25 protein-coding genes are annotated in these 24618 nt (G+C 53.6%); 7 read left to right on the top strand and 18 right to left on the bottom strand.

All coding sequences use genetic code 11. The features are described 5' to 3' along the window. Positions 1-365: 365 nt before the first annotated feature. Positions 366-851: a DinB family protein gene (locus tag GT019_RS13630; RefSeq protein ID WP_161743724.1), complete on the bottom strand. Its 486-nt coding sequence runs from the start codon at positions 849-851 to the stop codon at positions 366-368. Between the two features lie 138 nt (positions 852-989). Continuing rightward, positions 990-1544, bottom strand: a complete 555-nt coding sequence (locus tag GT019_RS13625) for an NADPH-dependent FMN reductase (RefSeq protein ID WP_161743723.1) — start codon at positions 1542-1544, stop codon at positions 990-992. A 286-nt stretch (positions 1545-1830) separates the two neighbouring features. Here GT019_RS13625 and GT019_RS13620 point away from each other — a divergent pair, with 286 nt between their 5' ends. Next, positions 1831-2283 carry a MarR family winged helix-turn-helix transcriptional regulator gene (locus GT019_RS13620; protein WP_161743722.1) on the top strand — a complete coding sequence of 151 codons (453 nt, stop codon included), beginning with the start codon at positions 1831-1833 and terminating at the stop codon, positions 2281-2283. 324 nt (positions 2284-2607) lie between these two features. On the opposite strand, the gene GT019_RS13615 is transcribed toward GT019_RS13620, so the two are convergent. Both GT019_RS13615 and GT019_RS13610 read right to left on the bottom strand, forming a co-directional pair. Then, on the bottom strand, positions 2608-3207 hold the full coding sequence (locus GT019_RS13615; protein WP_161743721.1) for a TetR/AcrR family transcriptional regulator: 600 nt from the start codon (positions 3205-3207) through the stop codon (positions 2608-2610). A gap of 295 nt (positions 3208-3502) precedes the next feature. Next, positions 3503-4210 (bottom strand): SDR family NAD(P)-dependent oxidoreductase, encoded by a 708-nt coding sequence (locus tag GT019_RS13610; protein WP_161743720.1) that lies wholly within the window; start codon positions 4208-4210, stop codon positions 3503-3505. A 205-nt stretch (positions 4211-4415) separates the two neighbouring features. On the opposite strand from GT019_RS13610, the gene GT019_RS13605 reads away from it, so the two are divergent. Continuing rightward, entirely contained in the window at positions 4416-4859 is a 444-nt protein-coding gene (locus tag GT019_RS13605; RefSeq protein WP_161743719.1) for a MarR family winged helix-turn-helix transcriptional regulator, read from the top strand. A 191-nt stretch (positions 4860-5050) separates the two neighbouring features. Here the strand turns inward: GT019_RS13605 and GT019_RS13600 are convergent, their stop codons facing one another. Next, positions 5051-5917: an SDR family oxidoreductase gene (locus GT019_RS13600; RefSeq protein WP_161743718.1), complete on the bottom strand. Its 867-nt coding sequence runs from the start codon at positions 5915-5917 to the stop codon at positions 5051-5053. 94 nt (positions 5918-6011) lie between these two features. On the opposite strand from GT019_RS13600, the gene GT019_RS13595 reads away from it, so the two are divergent. Beyond that, positions 6012-6425, top strand: a complete 414-nt coding sequence (locus GT019_RS13595) for a MerR family transcriptional regulator (protein ID WP_161743717.1) — start codon at positions 6012-6014, stop codon at positions 6423-6425. A 54-nt stretch (positions 6426-6479) separates the two neighbouring features. Here GT019_RS13595 and GT019_RS13590 read toward each other — a convergent pair whose 3' ends face one another. Both GT019_RS13590 and GT019_RS13585 read right to left on the bottom strand, forming a co-directional pair. Further along, on the bottom strand, positions 6480-6677 hold the full coding sequence (locus GT019_RS13590; RefSeq protein WP_161743716.1) for an Arc family DNA-binding protein: 198 nt from the start codon (positions 6675-6677) through the stop codon (positions 6480-6482). 13 nt (positions 6678-6690) lie between these two features. After that, positions 6691-7563: an SPFH domain-containing protein gene (locus tag GT019_RS13585; RefSeq protein ID WP_161743715.1), complete on the bottom strand. Its 873-nt coding sequence runs from the start codon at positions 7561-7563 to the stop codon at positions 6691-6693. Between the two features lie 188 nt (positions 7564-7751). On the opposite strand from GT019_RS13585, the gene GT019_RS13580 reads away from it, so the two are divergent. Genes GT019_RS13580 through GT019_RS13570 form a run of 3 tightly spaced genes read left to right on the top strand, consistent with a single transcriptional unit; the run spans position 7752 to position 11428 of the window. Continuing rightward, positions 7752-9224, top strand: a complete 1473-nt coding sequence (locus tag GT019_RS13580; protein ID WP_161743714.1) for a spore germination protein — start codon at positions 7752-7754, stop codon at positions 9222-9224. A gap of 27 nt (positions 9225-9251) precedes the next feature. Further along, positions 9252-10313, top strand: a complete 1062-nt coding sequence (locus tag GT019_RS13575) for a Ger(x)C family spore germination protein (RefSeq protein WP_161743713.1) — start codon at positions 9252-9254, stop codon at positions 10311-10313. Positions 10314-10321: 8 nt separating this feature from the next. Next, positions 10322-11428 carry a GerAB/ArcD/ProY family transporter gene (locus GT019_RS13570; RefSeq protein ID WP_235948038.1) on the top strand — a complete coding sequence of 369 codons (1107 nt, stop codon included), beginning with the start codon at positions 10322-10324 and terminating at the stop codon, positions 11426-11428. A gap of 209 nt (positions 11429-11637) precedes the next feature. Here the strand turns inward: GT019_RS13570 and GT019_RS13565 are convergent, their stop codons facing one another. From GT019_RS13565 to GT019_RS13555, 3 genes are all read right to left on the bottom strand, one after another. Continuing rightward, entirely contained in the window at positions 11638-12126 is a 489-nt protein-coding gene (locus tag GT019_RS13565; protein WP_161743711.1) for a C40 family peptidase, read from the bottom strand. 346 nt (positions 12127-12472) lie between these two features. Then, positions 12473-14935, bottom strand: a complete 2463-nt coding sequence (locus GT019_RS13560) for a carbohydrate-binding protein (protein ID WP_235947925.1) — start codon at positions 14933-14935, stop codon at positions 12473-12475. A 76-nt stretch (positions 14936-15011) separates the two neighbouring features. After that, positions 15012-16058, bottom strand: coding sequence for a glycoside hydrolase family 19 protein (locus GT019_RS13555; protein ID WP_235947908.1), 1047 nt, complete (start codon positions 16056-16058; stop codon positions 15012-15014). Between the two features lie 1086 nt (positions 16059-17144). Here GT019_RS13555 and GT019_RS13550 point away from each other — a divergent pair. Beyond that, positions 17145-17864, top strand: coding sequence for a GNAT family N-acetyltransferase (locus GT019_RS13550; protein WP_235947905.1), 720 nt, complete (start codon positions 17145-17147; stop codon positions 17862-17864). A 215-nt stretch (positions 17865-18079) separates the two neighbouring features. Here GT019_RS13550 and GT019_RS13545 read toward each other — a convergent pair whose 3' ends face one another. The 8 genes from GT019_RS13545 to GT019_RS13510 form a co-directional block, all read right to left on the bottom strand. Next, positions 18080-18433 (bottom strand): YciI family protein, encoded by a 354-nt coding sequence (locus tag GT019_RS13545; RefSeq protein WP_161743710.1) that lies wholly within the window; start codon positions 18431-18433, stop codon positions 18080-18082. 201 nt (positions 18434-18634) lie between these two features. After that, positions 18635-19273 carry an HD domain-containing protein gene (locus GT019_RS13540; protein WP_161743709.1) on the bottom strand — a complete coding sequence of 213 codons (639 nt, stop codon included), beginning with the start codon at positions 19271-19273 and terminating at the stop codon, positions 18635-18637. 229 nt (positions 19274-19502) lie between these two features. Beyond that, positions 19503-20006, bottom strand: a complete 504-nt coding sequence (locus GT019_RS13535) for a hypothetical protein (protein ID WP_161743708.1) — start codon at positions 20004-20006, stop codon at positions 19503-19505. After that, positions 20006-20791, bottom strand: a complete 786-nt coding sequence (locus tag GT019_RS13530; protein WP_161743707.1) for a hypothetical protein — start codon at positions 20789-20791, stop codon at positions 20006-20008. The genes GT019_RS13535 and GT019_RS13530 overlap by 1 nt, the downstream gene beginning before the upstream one ends. Positions 20792-21246: 455 nt before the next feature. Next, on the bottom strand, positions 21247-21918 hold the full coding sequence (locus GT019_RS13525) for a PspA/IM30 family protein (RefSeq protein WP_161743706.1): 672 nt from the start codon (positions 21916-21918) through the stop codon (positions 21247-21249). Position 21919: 1 nt separating this feature from the next. Continuing rightward, a complete protein-coding gene (locus tag GT019_RS13520) occupies positions 21920-22447 on the bottom strand; it encodes a hypothetical protein (protein ID WP_161743705.1) in 528 nt (175 codons plus the stop codon). 138 nt (positions 22448-22585) lie between these two features. Continuing rightward, positions 22586-23896: a sensor histidine kinase gene (locus GT019_RS13515; RefSeq protein ID WP_161743704.1), complete on the bottom strand. Its 1311-nt coding sequence runs from the start codon at positions 23894-23896 to the stop codon at positions 22586-22588. Further along, the gene (locus GT019_RS13510; RefSeq protein ID WP_161743703.1) at positions 23880-24560 is read right to left on the bottom strand and encodes a response regulator transcription factor; all 681 of its coding nucleotides are present in this window, start codon (positions 24558-24560) and stop codon (positions 23880-23882) included. Before GT019_RS13510 ends, GT019_RS13515 begins: the two co-directional genes overlap by 17 nt. Between the last annotated feature and the right edge of the window lie 58 nt (positions 24561-24618).

Below are 24618 nucleotides of genomic sequence, written 5' to 3'. Positions count from 1 at the left end.
TCCTTGCTTCGAGGTAAGCGCATTTCCTGAAATTGACTTATCTTCACTTTATAAGCGCGCCGCGATCATGTCAATCGTTAAGTGACCATGTGCTCTTTTGTTTCGTAACTAGCACTATTTTGCTTATGGGTATTTTGTCAACATAATTTCGACGAATAGAATGCGAGTATACATATTTTGTTTTAGCTGTATGATTAAAGGTGTCACGATTCACTTTGCGATATGGTAATTCTACATATCGCCTTTTTTATTTTCTCCTCTCCATCGCGACCGAAGTGGCCCGTTGGGCTTTTTTTATGTGCAAAAGCAAAGCCGACAAAAAGGCCGTCCCTAAGGGACGGCCTTTGCGATCTTGCGAGTTCTGTTTACGCTTGTTTCAATGGGCTTGCACTCGTTCGGCATTTGATATGCCCGAGATGCTGCCCTTCATGATAAAAGCTGAAATTCAAAATCTCGCCGATCGAATCCATTTCCGTGCCGAACAAGCTTAACGGCTTGTTTGCTTTTTCTTCGAGGTTCTTGGTGCCGAATTGCGACTTGATATGCTCCATTTGTCCTTTTAGCAAAGTGGCCAGCTCCTCCAAAGTCGGAGGTTGCGTCTGACCCCAATCGGCAGGTTTGGACCCGGATTTGAACATGGAGATATGCGCTTCGGACAGATACGGAGTCAAGCCAGCGAAATTGCTCAGAAAAAGATCGGTAAATGCAGCGATGTGTCCAAGATGCCAACGGACGGTGTTTCTGTACCCTGCCGGCATCTCGTCCGCCATCTCGTCCGTGATGGAAGGGATGGATTTAATCGTCATCTCGCGAATCACTTCAAGTTGATTGATTAATTTTTGTGCGTTCATTGTAGTTCTCCTCTAGTTCCGGTTTCTAAATGCGGTTTTCTGCCGAAGGCGTTGAAGTATAACCGCACGCCGGCCGCTCTCTCCGCTTTCTCCACTCTGAATAACATTAACGCGCCCCTTATAAGCGGGTAAAGCGATTTAACGCAATGCTTTCAGTGCCCCGCTCCAAGCGATCACTTGGTCGAGCATCGTATTGACTGACGCCTCGTGATGGGCAGCCGGCTTGAAGACGCTGAAGTTCTCGAAATCCGTCATGAGCGAAAGGCCCACTTGCGCGCGTACGTCGGCCATGTGGAGTTCACCGGCGATGAGCCTGAGATTTTCGATCGCGCGCGCGCCGCCGGAACCGCCATAGCCGACGAAGCCTGCCGCTTTATCCTTCCATTCATGAAATAGATAATCCACGGCATTCTTTAATGCGCCGGAGGTGGCATGATTGTACTCCGGCGTAACGAATACGAAGCCGTCGAAGGAATTGATTTTTTGCGACCAAGCAATCGTATGCGGCTTGCTGTATTGACCCATGGACGCGGGTATCGGTTCGTCCAACAACGGCAGATTGAAATCGGCAAGGTCCACAAGCTCGTAATGCGCGTCGTTGCGTTTCTTCGCAATGTCGGTCACCCAACGCGCTACTGCTTCGCCGTTGCGTCCCGGGCGGGTACTTCCTAGAATAATTCCAATGTTCAACATGTGATTTCCTCCATTTGAGTTCGATTTTAGCGGTGCATGCGCGTTTCCTTGCGAAGCTTCTTGACTATTTGGACGTTTGCTTAACAACCGTTTAAATAAAGACGTGCCATTCACTCCTTTCCCAAAGATCAATCCTAATAAATAATATAAATAGGATATAAATATAATATAATTATAATAGTTTCTTGTCAATCGTCTTCCCAAATTGACACTCCATCAACCTATTGTTAGTATACAAATAGCCATGAACGCAACGCATTCAGTCTGCTCAGGAAGGGGTGATGTCATGAATTTCAAAGAGGAACAAAATAAACTGGATTTGCGATTGTTGCGCGTATTCGCGAATGCTTTCCAAGCCGTGCATAACAACCTCGAGAAAGATGTCGCGAAGCACAATCTGAGTCCGGAAACCTTTCGGATCTTGGAATTTCTTTATAGCAAGGGTCCTCTTCCCCTTCAAAAAATCAGCGAAAAATTTTCCATTCCGAGCGGAAGCATCACCTTCGTCGTGAACAAATTAGTCAAGCAAGGACTCGTCGATCGCCAGCCGAACCCCCAAGACGGCAGGGCGAATGATGCCGTACTGACCGCGCAAGGAGTTGCTCTGTTCGACGATATTTTTCCAAAACACGTGGAAACGATCTCGCAGCATTTTTCCTTTTTGGACAACGAAGAGAAAGAGCAGCTCATCGCTTTATTGAAAAAAATAGGGTTTGGATCGCAAAAATTACAAGGATGAATCCATAAAAGCCTCCCGCCCGATCTTAACGTTCAAGCAATCTTCGGTACCACTCCCCCATTCTTCGATTCCTTCCCCATAGGCGTTGTTTCAACCTGCGTCTATCGCAACGAGACGATCTGACGGCTCTCAGAAAACGAGCTGCATCAATCGAAACGAAAAACCAGTCGCCGGTAGATTTCCGACGACTGGCCGTTCCACCGCCATCCAGTGATTCCCTTTACTCCGTCCTGGTTCGAATGGAAAGTTGCGTAACTGCCGAGGGTGTCGTCAACATCCCGTAGAAACGAAAAATCCCGCCAGCCTGCCGGGCTGCGGGATTTTCTATGGCTTGAACAGCGGGTCTATGAAGGTGCCGCAATATTGATCGGCAATCTGGTCGATCGAATAGCCAAGCACCTTGGAATTGTAAATGAGGGGTTCTGGTAGTATTGCGCTGAGAAGCAGATGCGCGGTGAAAGCAGGCGTCAACGGAATCGTCTCCTTCTTGCTTTGCGCTTCCTCCAGCAGAGAACGATAAATCTTGTTTAGCTTGATATAACACGGATTATCGAAGAAGTACATATCATCCTGCTTGCTCGGCTTGCAGTTCTTGATCACGTTCAGCCAGATTAATTGCTCATGGTAGAATGCAAGCACGCGCCGTACGACGGAAACGAGTCTGTCCTTTACGGGCAGGTCCTTCATCGATTCGAGCAGCCCGTTGATCTCCTCTACCAAGCCGTCGAATGTCTCCATCATCAATTCCAAGCATAAGTCCGATTTATTCGCATAACGGCGATACAAGGTGCCTTGTCCGATTTGAACCGATTTGGCGATTTGATGCATGCTGACTTCCTCGACGCCGTGTTCGGCGAACAGGGACCGCGCGGCTTGCAAAATAAGCTTGCTAATCTCTTGCGAGTGTTTCTTTTTATCGACCAATCGGCGCCCCTCCGTTTCTTCCACAAAAACAAAACAGCTTGGCTAATATTGACATGCGGACTGCTCGTGATCGAATACAACGGTCGGGCAGAACGTCATAGCCCTCAGTGCAGCTCCTACATGTCGATCCCCTCTGCAACCCGCATAACTTTCCCTCCAATTCAAATGTGCGATTCGCAAAATGAAGAGTTCCGGCGTACCTTTATTAAGATAGAGATACGAAAAAACTGCCGGCTATGACCGGCAGTTCGGGTTGAAGCGGAACCTGCGTTTTTTTGAACGCGGGGATCGTCGATTATTCAGCCATGTATTGCTCATCCGGCTCATGTAGAGCGGCTGCCAGGATGTTATCCGCCACGAATTCGGGCGTGTCGGACGGATTGGAAGAACCTTGCGGCGGCGACTGGATCGTGCCCAGCGCGTTTTTGCCAAATTCCGTCGCGGTGGCGCGCGGATAGACGGAAATCACCCGGATATGCTCCGAGGCCAATTCAGCTCGTGCCGTATCGGAAAGCATATTCAGAGCGGATTTGGTGGCTGCATAGGCTCCGATTCCGGGAATGTTCATCTTGGCGACCACCGAGCTTACATTGATGATCAGTCCTCCCCCTTGTTCCCGCATGATTGGGATCGCAGCCTGCATCGCGGTTAAAGGTCCAATCACGTTGAGGTCAAATATGTTACGCAAGTCTTCGGGATTGATATCGGCAATCGCGCCGACCGCGGCTTGTCCGGCGTTATTGACGACTACATCGAGGCGGCCAAAGTGCCGGACCGTCTCCTCAATGAGGCGTTGAACTTGCTTCGGATCGCTCACGTCGGCGGGCAGCGCTATAACGTCACTTCCTTGAGCTTTCAATTCTTCGGCTAGGCGATGCAGTCTATCTGCAGATCGAGCCGCCAATGCTAATTTGGCGCCGGCGGTTGCAAAGCGGCGTGCCGTGGCCGAGCCGATTCCCGCGGACGCGCCTGTAATAAGAACGACCTTGTCATGAATTTCCATCTATCATGTTCCTTTCGTTGTATGAAGTGATGAGCATAAGTCCGATTCCTTCTTGGGCACCAGTGATAAATGCGACGGGTTCTTCCTGCATTGCATCCCTTCTTTCTTGCAATCAGCTTGCAGCTTTACAATTTAGGTTGACGTATCAACCTGTGTCTACTCTAGCATGTTGAGGTTGACGTGTCAATCATGCTATACTGCCTTCATGGATATCAACGAACTGAACGAAAAAGAAATGCAACTCTGGCATACCTGGAAAGGCTCGTTCCAGAGCATCTTCGGCCGCATTATCAAAGAGATGTCCGAGCATACGGGATTGTCCGAGGGTGACTATGGCGTATTGGATCGGCTAAGCCTTCTGGGGAACGGCAGCCTTCGCCAACAGGAGCTGGCCGATTCGATGGACTGGGATAAGAGTCGGTTGTCGCACCATTTGACGCGGATGGAAAAACGCGGACTCGTGGCGAGGAAACCGTTAGACACGGACCGCGGCGTCCAGGTCCTCATTACTCCCGCCGGCCAATCGTCGTTGGACGATGCCCGGCCCGTCGTCGCGAAGGCCATACGCAAACATTTCCTCGATCATCTAACGGATCCAGACATCGAGTCGATTACCGCGTTGGCCGAACGGACAAAAACAAAGTCTTAAGCGAATTGAAAAGACGCAACTGTAAACATGGCGGTATCGAGAGACGACAGTGATTCATGACGTGAATAATTCATGTCATGAATCATTCGCACCACTCTCCACAATCCCTATATCGAAACTATATTCCATCACGCGAAAAGGCCGCGATATTCGCGGCCTCGCATGATTGCTACTCTTGACGCCTTGATTGACTATCGGAAGATGCTCCTGTTCGATGCAAAATAATGCCCGGCTTCGAGATCGGCAATCAGCCCGGGATGGATCGCTTTCCAGCCCAGAAGCTCCCGCGTCGCCAGACTCGCTTGCGCGGTATCGTACAAGCTGGTAATGTCCAAAGCCGCGATAGGACCAAGAAAGCCGAAATGCGCGGCAGCTTCTTCAGGGCTAATGCTGAGCGCCGGCACGTTCAAGTGCTGCCCGATAACCGCGGCGATCTCGCGGAGCGGAATGCCTTCATCGCCGGCGCCAAGCAGCCGCGAGCCTGTCGGAGCGGATTCCAGCGCCAGACGGTACAGCACCGCCGCATCCAGGCGGTGAATCGCCGGCCAGCGGTTCGATCCGTCGCCGACGTAGGCGGCGAAGCCTTTCTCCCGGGCGATATCGATCATCATCGGCACGAAGCCCTTATCGCCTTCGCCGTGCACGGACGGCGCGAGCGAGACGATGGACGAGCGCGTTCCCCGCTCTGCCCATGCGAGCACTGCCCGGTCCACGGCATGTCCATTGGCATGAGCCGTGGTGATGAACGGCTTTCCCGAGCCTTCGAGCGCCGCCCCCATGGCTTCAACGGCTTGCAAATCCAGAGCCAGCGCCCCTTCAAAGTCGGAAAAATCGTTGGTGAACGCCAGATGAATCACGCCGTCCGCAGCCGCGGCGGCCCTGCGCAGCGTATCGAGATCGTCCAGGGTGCCGTACGCCGGCTCGGCTCCCGCCTCCCGCAATCCCGCGGCCTTCTCCTCGGATCGGCAAAGACCCGTCACGGAATATCCCGCTCCGATCAGTTCCCGTACGACCGCGGAACCGATGTACCCTGTTGCGCCAGTAACAAAAACATGCATCTTGACTTCCTCCTTCATGTGTTGACTGCTTGAACATCTTAAGCATAAACTATGAAGTGAACTCTAGGGCAAGCGGTCCAAAGGAGAAACTGCGATGAAGATTCAGGAACTGGCGGACAAGATGGGATTGACGATCCATGCGATCCGCTATTACGAAAAGGAAGGCTTGCTGGACGAGCGGCATGTCCGGCGAGAAAGCAACAATTACCGCAATTATTCCGGCGAGGCTGTCGAACGGCTGAAGCTGATCAAGAAGTTCCAGTCCATCGGCTGTTCGCTGGCTGAGTTGAAGGAAGCGCTGCGGGATCACGACGCCAATGCGCATACGAACCTGCAGATCATCGATTGGATCCGCGGCAAGAAGACGGAGATCGAAAACAAGAAGAAAGAATACGATCACATGCTGGACACGTTGAACAAGATGCTGGAGTATCGGATGCTGCTCATCGAAGATCCGCAAAAGGCGCAAGAAATGCTGAAGAACTGGCATGCCGGCACATCCGACTAGGAACACGCGAGTCCCGAGAAACGAAAAAGCCTTGACGGTCGTTCGCCGTCAAGGCTATTCGCGTTCTTCCGCTTCGCCGGCCGCGGGCGGCCTGTCCGGCTTCAATCGGCCGGCCTTGCGAAGCGCCTCGCGAAGCAGAAACTCGATATGGGCGTTGACGCTTCGGAATTCGTCCGCGGCCCATTTCTCTAAAGCCCGGTGCACGTCGGGATCAAGTCGCAGCGGGAAAGCCTTCTTATCCTTGGATGGCATTTGCGAGCCATCCTTAGCCGTACAGCGTGCCCGTATTGATGACCGGGGTTACCGCCCGGTCGGATACGACCGCGACCATCAGATTGTTGATCATGGCGGCGCGCCGCTCCGCATCCAGTTCGATCCCGTTATCGATGAGTTGGCGCAGCGCGGCGTCGACCATGTAGACGGCGCCTTCGACGATTTTCCCACGCGCGGCGATGATGGCGATCGCCTGCTGGCGCTGCAGCATGGCGCTGGCGATCTCGGGCGCGTACGCGAGATGGGTCAAGCGCGTCTCGACCACTTCCACCCCGGCGACCAGCAGCCGTTGCTGCAGCTCGGCCGACAGCTCGGCGGCCACTTCGTCGGCATTCCCCCTAAGGGATAAACCCGGCTCGTCGGTAAACGTGTCGTACGCGTATTTCGCCGCGGTATGACGTATCGACGTTTCGCTCGTGATCTCCACGAACCGCTCGTAATTGTCGACGTCGAACACCGCCTTCGCCGAATCCGTCACCTTGAAGACGACGACCGCTCCGATCTCGATCGGGTTGCCTTCCAGATCGTTGACCTTCAGCGTCTTGCTGTTGAAGTTGCGTACCTTCAGCGAGACCTTCTTCTTGGAGGTGAAGGGTAGTACCATCCATAGTCCCGCCTTGGCGACCGTGCCGATGTAGCGGCCGAAGAACGTAATGACCTTCGCCTGGTTCGGCTGAACGATCGTCATCGACGTGATGGCCACGAAGAACAGCAGAATGAGCACGATGCCGAGCGTGATCAGCCAGCCGGAAGGCTCCGCCCGATTGCCTCCGATAATCAGCAGGGCGATGCCTCCCGCCAAGGAAGCCAGGCATACGAGCAAGGCGAAGAAGCCGTTGACATGCCATGCGCGAATATCTTTCATAATCTCATGCACCTCGATATAATTTTGATACTATTATGATATCACTTTTGGAAGTTTCTAGCAACGAAAATCGAACAGCTCCCCGCCCTCGAAGATCTTGCGTCGCTTCCGCCTCGGACCGAAACGGTATAATATTCCACTCGCAGGCTCATAATATGGCGAAGATAGCACGGAGAGGTGCGTAGCTCATGCCTGACAACATCTACGCGGTTTTGAAGGATACCATCCAATCGAACGATCTCGAGCAATCGATGCATGCGATCGGCGAGAAACGGATTCATTTTACGTATTGCAGAAGCATCGTGGACCAGAAGCTGATCGATAACGAGGTCTTGCACCGGATTCAAACTTCGAATGCGGAGCTTGACGATGTGCATGCCTTAATACGAGTGATTCCGTTGGAAAATACCAAGGCGTCCTCCGATGTCGACGAGATCGTGCAACGATTGATTCGAGGCTTCCTTTTCGTTCAGTTGGAACCCGATTTGCATGAAGGGCTGTTAATCGACGTCGCGGATCTAAAGCGGGGGTACCGGAGCAACAACGAAGCGGACAACGAATATAGCGTCATCGGCCCGAAGGCCGGCTTCGTCGAGGATCTCGATACGAATTTGAATTTACTGCGCAAAGAGCTGGTTTCCGAACATCTGCGGTTCGAGGAGTACATCAAAGGCTCGCTTTCGCAAACGCGCGTCGTCATTGTATATGTAGATGGGATTTGCAATCCCGATTATGTCGATACCGTCCGGCAGCGAATCGCAGACGCCGATTTCGACGTGGTGTTCGATAGTTCCCTGATCGATCAAGTCATCACGGATAATGCCAATTCGCCGTTCCCTTTATATATTTCGACCGAACGCGTGGACCGGGCAAAATATTGTCTTCTTAGCGGCCAAGTGGCCGTCTTGAGCGGCGGGTCGCCTTATGTCATATCCGGCCCTAGCACCGTGTTTGATTTTTTCGCTTCGCCCGAAGATTATTATCTGCCTTGGGTGCTGGCTTCTTTCTTTCGGTGTATCCGGTTTATGGGCGTCGCCTTCTCGATTCTGGCCTCCCCCTTCTATGTTGCCGTGTTAACCTTTCATTATTCCGTCATCCCGCAGGAGCTGCTAGGCCCGATTATCGAATCCAGGGCGAACGTGCCTTTTCCGCCGCTCATAGAAGTGCTGCTGCTGGAGATTACGGTCGATATGCTGCGCGAAGCCGGGGCCAGGCTGCCGACCAAGGTCGGACAAACGCTCGGGATCGTAGGAGGCGTCGTCCTCGGGACGGCGGCCGTGCAAGCCGGTCTCACCAGCAGCATCTTGATCATCGTGGTCTCGCTGTCCGCCCTGTCTTCCTTTGTCACCCCCATTTTCAAAATGGCGAACACGATTCGTTTTTTGCGGTTTCCGTTCATTGCATTGGCGGCAGCCTGGGGCGGGTTAGGCATTACGATGGGATTTCTCCTATTGATCGGCCATTTGCTGCGTTTAAAATCATTGGGCGCGCCTTACCTCCTTCCGATGTTCCCGTTCCGGATCCGCGATTACGCGGACAGTTTTATTCGCTCTCCATTCAGCATGACGAATTACCGGCAGCGATACCTGCGCCCGCTCAAACTTGAGCGCTACAAGGTTTCGAAGCAGAAAGATCGCAGCGATGATTACAATCACGAATAAAAAAATCAAGCAAGGGAAATCGCGTTCATGATCAGATCAATCCCGCTTCTCTTCTGCTGCTTCTTATTGTCCGGCTGCGCGGAACAACAGATCGTCGATCGGATTAAACTCATCCAAAGCATCGGCAATGACCCGCACGGAGATGCAATCAAGGTGACCGCGACTTATCTGGCCTACGAGAAGAAAGCGAGAATGTTATTGCTCGAGGGCGACGTGAAATCGTATGGCGAGGTATACACGCCTTTCGCTTCGCAAACGGACCATCCCATTGCAAGCGGTCAATTAAAAACGGTTGTCATTAACGAAAAATTGGCAAGGCGAGGGATATCGGCGGTAGCCACCGGCATTGTTCGGGACCCCTTGATCAGCAATCGCGCCAAGATCGTGCTCACGCCCGATCAAGCGAGCGATATTTTGGCCGAGTCGTTAAACTATCCGCCGGCCTATTTATCCCGCTTGGTCGAACAAAATATGAGGTATGAGAATACGCCGAACACCAACGGCCATCTCTTTCTAGACCAATATTTCGGGGCGGGGCAAGATGTTTTCTTGCCCGTGCTGACCAAAGACGGCAAAGGCGCTTTGCGCATGGACGGCGTAGGCGTGTTTCGCGGCGACCGATTGAAGCTGCTGCTGAACAATGAGCAAGCGCTGTTCATCAAGCTCCTAAAAGAAAAAGATGTCGAGGTTCGCTCCAGCAGATACAGCTTCAAAAACGAACAGAACAAATTGATTTCGTTCAGGATCATTCATTCGGCCCACAAAGTAACCGTGCACAACGAATCGGCCTTGATTTCCTTGAAGCTTGATATCGACCTTGGCGATTATCCGGCAAACTTGAACGTTATCTTGATCGACCGCGACATGCGCGAAGTCAAGGAACAAATCGAACGTCGCTTGGCGGCCGACATGAAAGCCATTCTGGAAAATTTCCAAAAAAACGAAGTCGATCCGGTCGGGATCGGCAATCTTTACCGAGCTCACCACCGGGGCTGGAACGAGCAAACCTTCTATGCCCGCCAGTATCCAAACCTCAAATTCGAGGTGCGGACGGAAGTGAAGATCCAATTGTTGGGAGTGGGGCATTAGTGCTGAACATGGTCAAGGAAAACTACAGGGTCTCCGGCTTTTTCGTGTTTTTCCTCATCCATGCGTCTGTAATCGGGGCTGGTGCTTTAAGTTTTCAGCATTTCATGCTGGATCTGTCCGGTTACGATACTTGGATCGTGGTTCTGCTGACGGGGTTAAGCCTTCATGTCATCCTATGGATGATCTTCAAGATGCTTGGCAATCCGGCCAAGGATGTTATCGACCTGCATGGCTTCCTCTTCGGCAAATCCGTGGGCCGCATCGTTTCCCTGGCGTTGGTCGGGTACTTTCTTTTGCTCGCGTTAACGGTCTTTCGCGGTTATATCGAGATCATCCAAATTTGGATGTTCCCTCACTTTCCAACGTGGTTGCTGGCCTTCCTGCTCGTCTGTATCCTGTATTACGCCGTTTCCGGCGGATTTCGGGTAATCGTGGGCTACTGTTTTTTCGGGCTCCTGTTCTCCAGTCTGCTGCCCTTCTTTTTGTACTTCAACCTCAAATACGGCCATGTGAACAATCTAATGCCGATCTTTTATCATCCGGTTCGGGAGCTGCTCGCGTCTTCCAAATATTCGGGCATCTTCTTTATGGGATTCGAAAGCATCCTGCTTTATTTTCCGTTTATCAAGGCCCCGGAGAACAATGCGAGATGGGCCCATATCGGATTGTTATTCGTCACGCTCAAATATGCCGCCCTCATGTTCATCACCTTCATGTATTTTAGCGAGGGGCTGCTGCAGCATACCTTCTGGCCGACCTTCGTTATGCTGAAAGTGATCCAGTTATCCTTTATCGAACGAATCGAGTTTATATTTATCTGCATGTGGCTTGTGATCATTATCCCAGTCCTCTGTCTCTCGATTTGGAGCTGCACGCGAATCATCAAACGAACGACGAATCTTAAACCCACCTGGTCGCTGCTCGCGATTCTGCTCGCCGTCTTCTTGGCCGCTCTGCCGTTCGACGATCGCATCAAGATTCACGGGTTAGGGGTACGGATGGTCGAGATCGGATTTTACTTCGTGTATGCGTATATCCCGCTGCTGTTCGTCCTTTATGTGATTCGCAGCAAATTTTCGCGAACGGCGTTAAAGACCGTGCAGCCCGATGCGTAAACGAATTTATTCACTCGATGTTCAATGAATAGGTAGAAAAAACCGCCTTCCCCGTTGCGATACGGTGAAGGCGATCTTCTTCATCGAGGTATAACGGTACCCATCGTCAGGCAATCTAAACGAGGGCAGTCATCTTGCGCCGATCGTACATATAGGCTGCCCTGCTTGCATGATTCGAAGCCGATTGGTTTCGTCTAACGCACTTCGGACTAGTCCAAACGGCGTGCGGTAACGAAATTCTCCGTCCAATAGGACTTGTCCATGTCCGCGAGCTTGACGCCGCCGGACCCGAAGGTGTTCAACATTTTGCCTTTGCCGACATAGATGCCGACATGGCCGATGAAATTGCCGCGGCTCGGAACCTTGAAGAAGACGAGATCGCCTTTCTTAAATTCCGATTTCGATACGGCATGCCCTAGTTTGGCTTGCTCGGCCGCGCTTCGCGGCAAGCGATAGCCGAATTTTTCAAACACGTGCTTCGTAAACGACGAGCAGTCGAAGTAATGCGTAGTCGACGTGCTCGCCCCGAATTTATATGGCGTTCCCAGATAATGATCGCTGTACTTGATCAGTTTGACAGCGGTTTCGGAAGAAAGCGCATTCACTTTTGCGATATGTCCCGAGCCGAGAGCCGTCAAGCCTGTTGCCGTCCAAAGAACGACGACGGAAATTTTAATCGCGGTTTGTTTGACATTCATGATAGTCACCCTCCATGCATTGAATTTCGTACAATCGTTTGCCGAAATCCCTTTGTCGAGGGATTGGAGCAGCGAGCCATTGTGATCCTCAATGAGTGAGCGGAATGTCGAATCGACAACCCAAGCTTATCGAATTGTCGCATAAGGATCAATGTCTCTTTTTCTATCATCACGATAGCTTTAATCTATGCATGCGACCGCGCCTGCAGCGCCTGCAGCGCGAAACAAAAAAGAGCCGTCGCGCGGCTCTTTTTTGTTTCCTATCTCTTGTTTGATCCCTGCTCGTATAATCGGCTGCATGCCAGAGCGAACCGATTCCTGCGATCGGTCTGCCGGGCTTCCAGACTTATTTCCTCAACAGCTCAAAATCATCGAACGCGGCCCAGTTGCCCGCTTTCGCGTCGCTCCAGACGCCGATCTCGATTCGGCCATTCGTGACCTGGACGTTATCGATGGTGAATTTCGTATACTCGACGACCGGATTGCTTCCGATTACCGCTTGCACCTCCGCGGCGCCGTAATTTTTCGCGTACAGATGCAGCGCCTTTTGTCCGCCGCCCGATCTGGCCCATACGCTGACGGCATAGGTGCCGTTCGGCACGGCCAGCGATTGGGAGGTCAACTGCTGATACGCGCCGGCCAGCCAATGCGTCAGTTTATGGCTGCCCGTGCGCGGTTTGTCGGAGTCCGCTTTGCATGCCGATTCGGCGCCGTTATGCCACTCCGTCCATCCTTCCAGACTCCCCGTTTCGAATCCGGGGTTCTTGATCGGATTTATCGGCGGTTGGGCTGCCGGCTGCCCTGCCGCCGGTTGTCCGGTTGACGGCTGTCCGGTAGCAGGTTGTTGAGCGGCGGGCGTTTGAATGGTGAATTGCAGCCAATTCAAATTGAAGCCCGGCCCTGCCGCGTATACGCGCAGCGTCTTCTGGCCCGCGCTTAGACTCGCTTCGCCGCTCACGGTCTTCCAGGTTTGCCAGCCTCCGGTATTCGGCACGGCAATCGCGCTTAACACGGTATCGCCGGATTTCAGCTGGATAGAACCGGTGTCGACTTGACTCGCCACGCTTAGCTCGATCTTATACGTCCCGGCGGCAGTTACGTTCACGGCGTAGTCCATCCAATCGCCGGCTTCGATCCAACCGACATTCAAGCCGCCGCCGGCATCCTTCGTGTTCTCGGTCTGCACGCCGCTCATCGCGCTGTATTGCTCCGCTTCGATCCTGCCGGGAATCGGCGCAAAGAGGACGGCCGGCGCTTCGCCGCTTCGCTTCAGCTTCTGATCGGCGTACAGCGACCGCGGATTCAGGTCTCCTCCTGTTCCGACGCCTTCGACAAAGTCCTGCGGCGCCGAACGATCGCCGGAAGGCACCGTATACTCTACGCCGGCGGCCGCGCCGCGCGTACCGATCACATAGCCGCGACCGAACTGCCTGGATTTCACGATCGCAGACTGTCCCTGGGCATAGGCGACCCCGTTCGTGTTCCAGATGACCGATTGCGACGTGGTCCAGCCATGCTCCACGGTTCCGTAAGGCCGATAGACCGCTTCGATATAATCGCCGTTCATCGTCATGTTGTCCAGCAGATTCGCCATGCTCAGGTACATATGAAAATCGGTGGCCAGACGCGGTTTGTTCGACGTGCTATCGTAAATGACGTTGCCGCTGGTCCACATGTATTGGAAGGTAAAGCTATGTCTTCCCAGGGTCGCCGCGGCATGCTGCACCAAATTATCCTCGCCCTGCATCAAGTAGAGATACCCGTTCCCGCCTTCTCCCCTATACTGAGGCTTTTGCATATGCGTGTTCTGAACCGTTACCGTGCGAGACTGATATAGGACGATCCCATGCGACAGCAGATGCAGGTCGCTCGCGTTGGACGAAGGCTTGAAGCTGTCCACTTGATCGATCCAGCCGTTCTTGACGTTGGAAAACCCGATCGCTTTCGCGGCATGCACGTCATACGCCGCGGTTCCCGGCTTCTTGTAATCCAGATCTCCCCAGCTGGAGCCCGTATGCTGCTTCATGCCGACGGACAATTGCTCGATCCCGATCTCCGACAGCATTTCGCCTACTTTATAGATCCTTGCCTTGTCTCTCGTCTTTAGCGCATAGCGAATCGGAATATCGAGCGTCAGCGTATTGGCCGCTTTGTCGATGGCCGTGATCTTTCGGTAAAAGGTCGGTCCTTTTACGGTACCCGCGTCCCACTTGCCGGACATCCCGTGCTCGGCCAAAAAGGCATCCGTAGCATCGGCATGCAGGACGATAAAATCATTCACCGCATATTCGCCGACGCTGCCGACGGGAATCACGGTCGCCATCGGGTTGACGTCGCTTCGGATGGACGTCGGCGCGTTCGTCGGCTTATGCCAGTCGGCGGAATGGTCCGGCGCTACGCGAATGACCGATTTCTCCCGCATGTTCGGCGTATCGTTGTAGATGAACGTGGCGGTCTTACCGGCTCCCCGCAGAACGACATTGTTCTGCTTCATCCACAGCGCGCTTGAACTCGCGCCTTGCGGGCGAACGCGGTATGTCCCCGCGGGCAAGTAAACGACGCCGCCTCCCGCGGCACCGGCCGCATTGATCGCATTCTGGATGGCCGCCGTCGAATCCGCTTGTCCGCTGGCGTCTGCTCCGTATTGCGCTACGACGTTATGGACGGCGCCGGGCGGCGCGGACGGAATCGGCTTTTCTCCTCGCCAATAACCCGCGTAAGAAAAGTCTTGGAGAAAGTTGCCCTGCGTATCTGTATACCCCGGCTTCCAATTGTCCGGATATAAGGTGCTTCGCCATGCTTGAGCCATTGTCGTCCCTCTTTCTCTTGCCTGATCGGCAGAATTTGATCGTATGCCGCGGATCTGAATCTCCTGCGAGGCAGGTCTAGCAACTAAGATGGTCGCCCGGAGCAACGCCGAGAATGGCGCAAATTTTCTTGTATTGCTCGACCCGGTTCGGCACGGCGCCGCCTCCGCCGCGGTTGCACTCCAAGGCGCCGTTGATGGTGCGGATGGTTTCGCCGAATCCTTTGGATTGAATCATCGCATTGTGGCACGTCATCTTGCCGGCACCCGTCTGCGTGTTCCAGAACCACAGCGCCGTTTTCATCGCGACGGCAGGATCCTGCGCGACCAGATCCGGATTCGAGAGCAGCGGAAGGCCGAGCGCCTCGCCGGCGGCCCCGTAATTGTAGTTCCAGCTGATCTGCAGCGGACCGCGACCGTAATATTGCTTGCCGGGAACGACTTTATATTTGCTGTTATAGTCGAAATAGTGGTTATAGTTAGCCTTGTTCGCCTCGACGATGTGATAGAGTCCGCCTGTCTCGTGATGGATGTTGGCCAGGAACGCGGCGGCTTCTTGGCGTTCGATCGTACTGCCGCCCGTTTTGGCGAAAGCGGGATACGCGCTCGTAGCGGCGACTAATCCGGCATAGGTATAGAAATGGTTGCGACCCGGGAAGATTTGGTTGAACTGCTGCTCGGTTACGACGAATCCGCCGGAAGGCTGCTGGGCGGGAGCTTCCGGATTCTGATTCGGCTGAGCGGCGATCACGAATTCTTCCCAGCCCGAAGCCGTCGGTCTATTCGCATACAGCACGCCTTCCAGGTTCATGTCCGCGCATACGTATTGATTGTTGGCCACGGCTTGCAAGGCGACCTTTCCGTTGCCGCGATCGACGCGTTTGAATTTCTCCCATGCTTGTATCGTCGTCGCTCTTGCGATCAGTTTCGTATTTTCGTTCAAATCGGCGGTAACGTATTTGTTATTGGCCGACGAGAGGAAAGAGATGGTACCATCCGGGTTGTTAATTACGTTAAAGGTTTCCCAACCCTTTGCCGCCGTACGATTGGCGATCAGCGGACTGGCTCCTTGGTCTTCGGCCGAGACATAGTTGTTGTTGAATGCGGATTTAATGACGGATAACATGGTAAACCTCCTAAATAGTGAAATTATGGGGTTGCATCTTCGTATGATGCCGTTCAACATAAGCACTTCATGCTGCAGGCTTGCTTATGGTAAGGCTATTGTAGGTTTCGATACCAGTTAATACAAATAATGAAATATAGAACAATATATCAATTTATTTATGCGTAATAATCGTTTACGCTTTCAATTATTATCATGAACGGAAGATATTAATGGAAATAAGTCCCCTTTCCTATATAAATACATAATTGCACAACAAAAATAATGCTAACGGCTCTATTGGAAACAAACCCTAGATAGGAAGACATAATTTGAACTATACGAAAGCCGCCTGCCGGTTTTATGCCCGGCAGGCGGCTTTCGTAGCGATTCTTGGCGTTCAATCGGCTCGAGGCGCGTTTATTTTTCTTTGCGAAACACAAAAAACCAGCAAAGCCCCAATAAACCGACTATGACGACGAAAATACCCGCGATCCCTAAAGCATCCATCAACGGCGACGGACCCGACATCGTGATTCTCCCCTTTCGTTCTGCGTTGAAGTTTGCCCGGCTGTCGGAAACGAAACGGTTCGATCGCAATATGATCGACTAGGCCGTCCAGCAATCCGTTCCCTATATTAACGAAGCAGAATACGATGCGTTCCATATCTTCCGCGGATTAGCGTCTCTTGCCCGATCATAGGTAAGCCAAGCCCCATATGTATTCCTATACTGACCACGGCGGGCGATAGCGTCATGACAGGGGCGCCGGGTTTGACGCGCGTGCTCTTCTCCGGAACGGTGGCGCTCCAACTCGATCCTTCGCCCTCTGCGACCAACATTCTGATACCCGTGATTCGAGGCTTGACCACTTCGGGCGTTTAACTTATCCCCTAACGCAAAAAGCCGCGATTTACGCGGCTTTTACACTCCGCCCCATTCTGTGTAGTAAAAGTCAATTCAAGCTCATTATTTACCGAAACGGCCAATGGGATTGATGGTATAGTGAAATAGAAACGTCGAAACTTCAGACCGCTACGAGGCGAATCGCCGCACAAATCCGGCGAATGTCATAAACGGCCCTAGGCGAAGGAGCGTGACCTGCTTTTGAATCAACGATCATTCGGCGATATCGGAGCCCACGGGTTGATGGAACTGCAAGCCGAGGCGCTCTATGCACATGACAGTAAGGGGAGCTTGCTGACGATAAACGAGCCAGGCGGAGGTCCGGCGCCTCGGATGTTCCTCGGGCGGACGATTCAAGGAACGACGGTCTGCAGGTTCAGACACGACGTGCCGGACGATCTCGTCCGGAGGCTGGAGGCCCTATGCGCCGAAGACGGCCGTGGAGATTTGCGGTCGACCCCCCGCCATTTCGATTCGTATATGTACTTGCTGGACGCGCAAGTCTACACGATGGGGCCGGCTTATCTGGTTCCCGTCGATCTCGCGGACGAACGCCCGGTCGCGTCGAATCCGGTCACCGTCACGAGGCAAAATGCGGAACTGCTGGCAGGCGACTTCGATTGGCTGATTCCGGAAGTGGACGATGCGCAGCCTTGCATCGCGGCGGTTTCCGACGGGCGAGCCGTATCGGTCTGCCGCAGCGTCCGCATCGCCTCGCGCGCCCACGAAGCGGGGTTGGAGACGCTGCCGGAATTTCGCGGACAAGGTTATGCCGCTGCCGTCGTTGCCGGTTGGGCGGAGGCGGTTCGCCGGGCGGATCGGATCCCTCTATACAGTACCTTCTGGGATAACCATTCTTCGCGGCGCGTGGCGCAGAAGCTGGGGCTTGCATGCTACGGGACCGATTTTGTTATCGTCTGATCCGGTGAACGAGCATTAAACATTTCCGATGAATTTATATCGTTTATGCACCAGCCTGTACCGAATCAAGGTATAAGCGAATATCGAAAGAAGAAATATCCGCATGCCGCTAGAGGAAGATTAGGTGGATTATCGACATTCATGGCACGATGATCACGCAAAAAAGCCGCGTATCATTTACGCGGCTTTCGCGAGGATCAAGCGCTTGGCGGCTTTCATTCGAAGACTTGGCGCAATTCTATCTGGCCCTCCCCGTGTCCTTGCGGGTCCGGCATCCGCATGGCCCACCCGATCGCTTCTTCCCTCGAATTCACGTCAATCAGAATGAACCCGGCAATCAATTCCTTCGATTCCGTGAAGGGGCCGTCCGTAACCACAGGCCTTCCCCCGGGTTCCGGAAAAGACAGGCGGAGCCCGTTCGTACTGGGATGAAGCCCTTTAGCCATAATCCGCACGCCTGCCTTAACCAGTTCCTCGTTGTACTTCGTCATGGCTGCTTCGAGCTCCGGGTTCGGAAGATTGCCGGTTTCCGAATTCGCCGAGGCTTTGACGATCAACATAAACAGCATGCCTCATCCTCCTGGTCAAGTTCCGATTAGAAGACCATTCATGTTCGGCCTCTCTATTCTAACAACGAACAAGGACTATCAACATCGACCGCAGGACCGGAAACGCATGAAATTATTTTTTGGCTGGTCTGCGGAACGAGCAGTGAGGAAAAGACATCTCTCGGTACGCCAGTCGTTCGACGCCGTCTGCCTCGCGCGCGATTACTCTTCCCATCTGGAATGAAGCACATGCTGACAAAAATTAGGACGTTTATAGCCCGGCAGAAGCGCTTCGCAGATATCGGCGTTGATCGTGCCGTAGGTCGTTTCCGGCTTATGCTTGAAGCCTTCCAAGAAGGCATGCAGGATCTTGTGCTTGAATCGGTTGCGCGGGAACGCGTCGACGATTTGCCGGCGGATCTCATCCGAGATGAGGTCGAAGTTTTTGCCTACGACGTCGTAGCCGACGCCGAAGTTCATCAATGCCGCTTCGCTTTCTTTGTACTCGACGATTCCGATCGTCGTATGCAAGGCAACGGCGTCCCAGACCAGCCGGACGGATTCTTCCGGCACGCCGCGGCTTCGCAGGAAATCGCGCGCGGCATTCGCCCCGTCGACTTCGAAGCGCTTGTCCGGACTGCGGAATGCCGGGGTCAAGCCTAGATCGTGGAATAGCGAACTGATATAGAGCAATTCCGGATCATACTTCGTTTGCTGCAGGTTGCCTTGGAGCGACGCGAAGAGAAATACCCGGTTCGAATGGTTCCACAGCAGATCGTCGCCATGCTCGCGCAACAGCTCCGCCGCTTCGACGGCCAGCTTGCTGTCGGGAATCTTGATATCCGCGATTGACATGGACATGGTTTATCGCCTCCTAATTTATCTTCATGCTCATAGTAGAGGTTTAGTACGCATAGATCAATGAGGGTTTTTCTATGATAACGATCCGCCAAACGAATGATCCCTTATCTACCTCAAGAATCCCCTGTTACCGAATCGAGTATTCGCCTGCGCATGCAAAAAAACCGCATATTATGCGGGTCTGAAGCGTTCCAATGATATCGCCATCCGATATCGAATATCGCGTGCATTAGTTCTTGTCCGCCAATACCGCCTGATTCCGTTCCAAGCTTTGCATGCTCGTAACAGCAACCCCAAGCGCCATGTTACGCCATAAGGTCTGCTCTACCAACTCGGCTTGCTCGTTCTTGCACTGGACGATGATTATGATTTCGCCAAGTCTGGTCTTGCCGGTTTTGATCTTCTTGCGTTTAATGGCCGTTTTGATGACATCGAATGCAAAACCGGCGGCAAATCCGCTAGCCGAACCGATCAGGCCCCAAAACACCGGTCCCCAATCCAGGACGAACCCTCTCGCCACCCCGACCGTTCCGCACATCATGGCCAGTATAAGCGCCGTGTCGACCAATGAAGTTCCGTCCATGGCATGCATCGTATCGAACATTTTGCTATCTAATTTGCGATTATCGAGCGGAACCGCATAGATATCCTCGATCTTGTATTCTTTCAGCTCGCTGATTGCGAGTTCGAGATAATGCGAGTGCTGAAAGGTAGAGAAAATCTGTAAGCCCATTATATTTTTTCTCCTTTATGGAGTACGAAATTTTGCGGTTGATGGTGCCTTTTCAAAAAATCCGCTTGTTCCCAACTAAACAGTTTTCCTAATTCCACCGTATTGGAGTAAGCATCGTATATGCCGTAGAAATAAATCGACGGGAAATAAAGGGACCATTGTTCGTCTACGACTTCTCTGGCTCTTCCGAAGTCCCCCAGCATACAATAGTGAATGCCTTCCACCAGGTCCGAATTAAGGATGACGACGATAGTCATGATCAGAAGCAGCAAGGCGCCGATGATGCGATGAATATACATTTGCCCGAGACTCGGAAAGGCCAACGACCAAGCGAATGCGACCAACGGCTTCTTCTTGCTGATAAAGTTCATTCCGAACGGATTAATCGAGAATGTCGTGAATTTGGCATTTTCTCTTTTCGCCAACAAATGGATCATATTTTCATCGACTGCGGTCCGGTAGCTGTCCCAGATGGCGAATAAATAAACCGGAATATAGAGGTAGATGTACCTTTCGTCCAAAATCTCCTTTGCTTTGGCGATATCGCCGTTAAACGAATACATCATGGCCGTATTCAGATGCGTAACTTGGTTAATATAAAATTCCCAAAAAAACAATGCGAAGCCCGTGATGAATTTGTGGATCAAAAAATGGCCGAACCCGGGAAACGCAACCGACCATAATGCAACGATGTGAGGATTTCGCTGGTGAAGCTGGATCGTTCCGAAGGGAGTAAAATTGGCTTGATAATACCGATTTCGATATTTGTTCCTAAAGTTATTCAATGCTTATCCCCCTCCCCTAGTCGCGCGATGAGTAATTATTAGTTATTTTTTCCAATAATTCGCCATCCATTCAATGAAGGGTCAACGCATCCGCTCCTGCTGCTTCTCCCGCTCCATGATCATTTGTTCAATCCCGAGCAGAATCAGCGGGGCTGCCATGCTATGCATGCTGCGGAACAAATTGCAGCCGGATCTGGAGAGCTTGGCTCAGTAGCAACGCTTGATGCGCGTTATCTCTCGTAAATAGCCAAAAACAGCCTGCTTGCTCGCCCCAAATCACCGAGGAACGCTGGCATTGCCCTGCATTCGATGACTTCTGCGCATCGAGTATCGGCAAGGAATCCGCTTGGTCTCGCCATTAGCGGACATCACAAAACCGGCAGAATCTGCCGGTTTTCATTCATGCTATATCGCATTTTATGCGCTTGCTTAGGCATATGCCGCCTGCGTTCGTTTCACGCTTCCGCCGCAGGCTGCTGCTTTAATGCCGCCAGCGACGTTTCGATCTCCGCCGTCAACGCCGGGTCGAGATACTGCGGCGCGGACCGCATAGCCGGCGAGTTGAACCGGTGCATCGCCTCCAGCTCCGCCTCGATCATCAGCACCTTCTCCTCCGCGCGGGCGAATCCTCTGACCATGCCGTCCGTCTGAAACGAGACGACGCGCTGGTTCAGCTCCTTCAGGGAGCTGGCCACGTTCACTCGGGATTCGAGCAGCAGCCGGCGGTGATTGTACTCCTCCGATTGCACCTGCAGCTGGGCGATGCGCTCTTCCAGCGCCTTCGTCTGTTCCTGGATCGCGGCGTACTGCTCGCGGTAGACGGCCAGCTTCTTCTCCTGCAGCAGCTTCTCCTGCAGCGCCAGCTTCGCGATCTGATCCTCGCCCTGGTTCACCGCAAGCTTCGCTTGACGCTCCCGCTTCTCTACGGACGCCTCGGCATGCGCGATCAGCGCCGCTTGCCGCTTCTCGATAAACAGCTGCCGCGCCAGGGCATGCTGCCCTTTCTCCAGCTCGATGCCGAATTCCCGCATGTATTGATTCACCATATGGAGCGGCTTCTCGCACTTGTCGATCAGCCCGTTCGTTTCGGCCAGAAACACATCCTTGACGCGTCTGAAGATACCCATTTTATTTCGACTCCTTCGTTTGATTTTGCTGCATCTCCCATTGGTCCAGGAAGTCCGATGCCGTCGGGATGCCGGCCAGCGCATTCGGCCCGTCCGCGGCGCTCGACCGTCTGCCTCGCTTGCCCATCCAGAGCAACAATAGCCCGGCGATCAAAATCGTCGCGCCAATCGCTAAGCCCGCGCCGATGCCATGCGCGTGGCCCCGCTCGAAGCGGATGCCGCCCTCCCGGATCATCGGCGCTACGGGCGGTGCAGGCACGGCGGACTCTCCGCCGAATGGCATGCGCATCGGTCCGTCTCCGTCGCGGGGTCCCATGTCGGGCGGCGCAGGCACGCCTGCGATGCCGCCGTTTCTCACCTCGATCTTCATGTCGCCTGCAGGGTTGCCGTGAAACTCCTGACTAACCCGCACCACCTTCGTTACGTCACGCCCGCGCTCGCCGGCCATCACGCTAAATCCGGCTCCGACGGCTACGACGATGACGGATACGAGCAGCGTTTTTTTCACCCACGGTCTAATGCGTCCCACGCTTGAATCATCCCTTCTTCACTTAATCTTGTCTCTGCACGACTAACTATATGGAACCTTGGTAAAAGTACGGTAAAGGCAAAAAATTCCCTGCTCGTCGTCATCCGCAGAGAAAGGGCCGTTCGCCATCCGCGTAAGCTACACGCGAAACTCGACCGAAAACGTGCTTCCTTTCCCCGGCGCGCTCTCGAGCACGACCGAGCCCCGATGGGCGATCACGATCTGCTTCGCGATCGCGAGTCCTAGCCCGGCGCTACCTTCCTCGCGGGAGCGATGCTTCTCGACGCGGTAAAACCGGTCGAAAATGCGCGGTTGATCCGCTTCGGCAATCCCGATGCCGCTGTCCCGGACGATGATGCGCCACTGCCTCGGGTTCGGGTCGAGTCCGATGTCGACCCTGCCGGCCTCGGGCGTATACTTGATCGCATTGTCCAGCAGGATATAGACCAGCTGCTTCAGCCGCTCCGGATCGCCCTTCACGGTCAGCGTCTCCGGCAGCATCGTACGAAGCGCGATCGCCTTCTTCTGCGCAACCCCTTCGAAGGCAAGCACCCACTGGCGGAGCTTCGGGACCATGTCGAAAGCGCGCATCTCGAACTCGACCGAGCCCGCATCGGACCGGGCGAGCATCAGCAGATCCTGCACCATGCGGCTCATCCGGCCGATCTCTTCCTTCATATCCGTCACGACTTCCTTCGCATACGGCGTCATCGCGTCCCCGTTCTCCAGCTCGATCACGTCGAGCGACGTGTTCATGATGCTGAGCGGCGTCCTCAGCTCGTGGGAAGCATCCGCCAGAAATTGCTGCTGCTGCTTGAACGTCAGCTGAATCGGAACCATCGCTTTCTTGGACATCGAGGAGCTGAGCTTGACGGCAACAAGAATGAACACGATCAATATCACGAAGAACACGACGAGCAGATTCCGGAGAATATCCCAGTAGAAGGTGACGTCCTTCGCCGCATAGACCGTAGCCGGCCCGTTCGTCGTCAATATCGGATGCGCGCCCATGAAGAGCAGCCTCTCATCCGTGCGAATCATCAAATCGCCGTAACGCTGCTGCTGTCCGGGTTGCCAACGCAAGCGGAACGAATCGCCCTCCGGCATCCACTTCTCGATTGCCTCCTTATTGCCGTCGCTCAGCTGCGGGATGACATCGCTATGCGCGAGTACTTGGCCGCGTTTGTCCAGCACGTAGAAGAAGTACAGCTCATCGCTGCGGCCGTTCTCCAAGTCCGGAATGACGACGCGGCCGTCCTCGGTCGCATTCATGGTCGAACGAAGCGAATCGCTTTGTTCCCGGTACGCCATGAAGAGGAAGAAGAGCGATACGATGATCGCGAATAAGGCCAGAAACAGAAGGATGAGCCACGTGTAGGTAACCGTCAGCTTTCGCTGCGTGTATTGGAATAAGTCGCGCTTCTTCCCTTTTTTAAGCGTCCATTTCAAACCGGTAGCCTACCCCCCTGATGCTGTGAATGGCCGGTACTCCTCCGGAATCGTCCAGCTTGTCCCGGAGCATCTTCACGGTGACGTCGACGTTTTTGTAGGAGACGTCGCTGCCGAGCCCCCAGATGCGATCGAGAATCGCCTCTCTCGTCAGCACGTTGCCGGCGTTCTGCAGGAAGAAATCGAGCAGCTGGTATTCGCGCGGGCTAAGCGGAATCCCCGCGCCGTCCCGCGACAGCTGGCGCGAGGCGCGATTGAGCGTGAATCGCCCGAACGTCGCCGTATCCGACTGCCTCGGGGCAAAATTCCGCCGTGCCAGCACGCGAAGACGAGCGAGCAGCTCGTCCATCTCGAATGGCTTCGTCAGATAATCGTCGGCTCCGGCGTCGAGGCCGAAGATTTTATCCTGCAGCGAATCCTTCGCCGTCAAGAGGACGATCGCTTGTCCGTAACGGTCGCCCCGAAGGCGCTTGCAGACGTCTACCCCGTCCATGAGCGGCATCATCCAGTCCAGGATGAGCACGTCATACGCCGAACCGCGCGCATAATCAAGCGCGTCATCGCCGTTCTCCACCCAATCGACGTGATAGCCGCCTTTCTTCTCCAGCATGTATTTCACGAGCTTGCCGAGCTTCTTATCGTCTTCCGCCAGCAAAATATTCATGGCTATCCTCACCGCCGCTATATTCGGAATAATAATTAAATATACCAAACAAACGGTA

Origin of the sequence: Paenibacillus glycinis, from assembly GCF_009909185.1 — a bacterium.
GTDB lineage: Bacteria > Bacillota > Bacilli > Paenibacillales > Paenibacillaceae > Paenibacillus_Z > Paenibacillus_Z glycinis.
The sequence above is the reverse complement of the archived record's forward strand: the minus strand, read 5'-3'. Positions and strand labels throughout refer to the sequence as shown.

What these genes read in the sequence shown, in the direction of transcription:
- GT019_RS13510 (WP_161743703.1), bottom strand. Translation starts at nt 24,560, where the DNA reads ATGAATATTTTGCTGGCGGAAGACGATAAGAAGCTCGGCAAGCTCGTG.
- GT019_RS13610 (WP_161743720.1), bottom strand. Translation starts at nt 4,210, where the DNA reads ATGGAAATTCATGACAAGGTCGTTCTTATTACAGGCGCGTCCGCGGGA.
- GT019_RS13540 (WP_161743709.1), bottom strand. Translation starts at nt 19,273, where the DNA reads ATGTCCATGTCAATCGCGGATATCAAGATTCCCGACAGCAAGCTGGCC.
- GT019_RS13525 (WP_161743706.1), bottom strand. Translation starts at nt 21,918, where the DNA reads ATGGGTATCTTCAGACGCGTCAAGGATGTGTTTCTGGCCGAAACGAAC.
- GT019_RS13630 (WP_161743724.1), bottom strand. Translation starts at nt 851, where the DNA reads ATGAACGCACAAAAATTAATCAATCAACTTGAAGTGATTCGCGAGATG.
- GT019_RS13560 (WP_235947925.1), bottom strand. Translation starts at nt 14,935, where the DNA reads ATGGCTCAAGCATGGCGAAGCACCTTATATCCGGACAATTGGAAGCCG.
- GT019_RS13535 (WP_161743708.1), bottom strand. Translation starts at nt 20,006, where the DNA reads ATGGGCTTACAGATTTTCTCTACCTTTCAGCACTCGCATTATCTCGAA.
- GT019_RS13570 (WP_235948038.1), top strand. Translation starts at nt 10,322, where the DNA reads ATGGTCAAGGAAAACTACAGGGTCTCCGGCTTTTTCGTGTTTTTCCTC.
- GT019_RS13555 (WP_235947908.1), bottom strand. Translation starts at nt 16,058, where the DNA reads ATGTTATCCGTCATTAAATCCGCATTCAACAACAACTATGTCTCGGCC.
- GT019_RS13575 (WP_161743713.1), top strand. Translation starts at nt 9,252, where the DNA reads ATGATCAGATCAATCCCGCTTCTCTTCTGCTGCTTCTTATTGTCCGGC.
- GT019_RS13600 (WP_161743718.1), bottom strand. Translation starts at nt 5,917, where the DNA reads ATGCATGTTTTTGTTACTGGCGCAACAGGGTACATCGGTTCCGCGGTC.
- GT019_RS13595 (WP_161743717.1), top strand. Translation starts at nt 6,012, where the DNA reads ATGAAGATTCAGGAACTGGCGGACAAGATGGGATTGACGATCCATGCG.
- GT019_RS13590 (WP_161743716.1), bottom strand. Translation starts at nt 6,677, where the DNA reads ATGCCATCCAAGGATAAGAAGGCTTTCCCGCTGCGACTTGATCCCGAC.
- GT019_RS13565 (WP_161743711.1), bottom strand. Translation starts at nt 12,126, where the DNA reads ATGAATGTCAAACAAACCGCGATTAAAATTTCCGTCGTCGTTCTTTGG.
- GT019_RS13625 (WP_161743723.1), bottom strand. Translation starts at nt 1,544, where the DNA reads ATGTTGAACATTGGAATTATTCTAGGAAGTACCCGCCCGGGACGCAAC.
- GT019_RS13620 (WP_161743722.1), top strand. Translation starts at nt 1,831, where the DNA reads ATGAATTTCAAAGAGGAACAAAATAAACTGGATTTGCGATTGTTGCGC.
- GT019_RS13605 (WP_161743719.1), top strand. Translation starts at nt 4,416, where the DNA reads ATGGATATCAACGAACTGAACGAAAAAGAAATGCAACTCTGGCATACC.
- GT019_RS13580 (WP_161743714.1), top strand. Translation starts at nt 7,752, where the DNA reads ATGCCTGACAACATCTACGCGGTTTTGAAGGATACCATCCAATCGAAC.
- GT019_RS13585 (WP_161743715.1), bottom strand. Translation starts at nt 7,563, where the DNA reads ATGAAAGATATTCGCGCATGGCATGTCAACGGCTTCTTCGCCTTGCTC.
- GT019_RS13545 (WP_161743710.1), bottom strand. Translation starts at nt 18,433, where the DNA reads ATGCTGTTTATGTTGATCGTCAAAGCCTCGGCGAATTCGGAAACCGGC.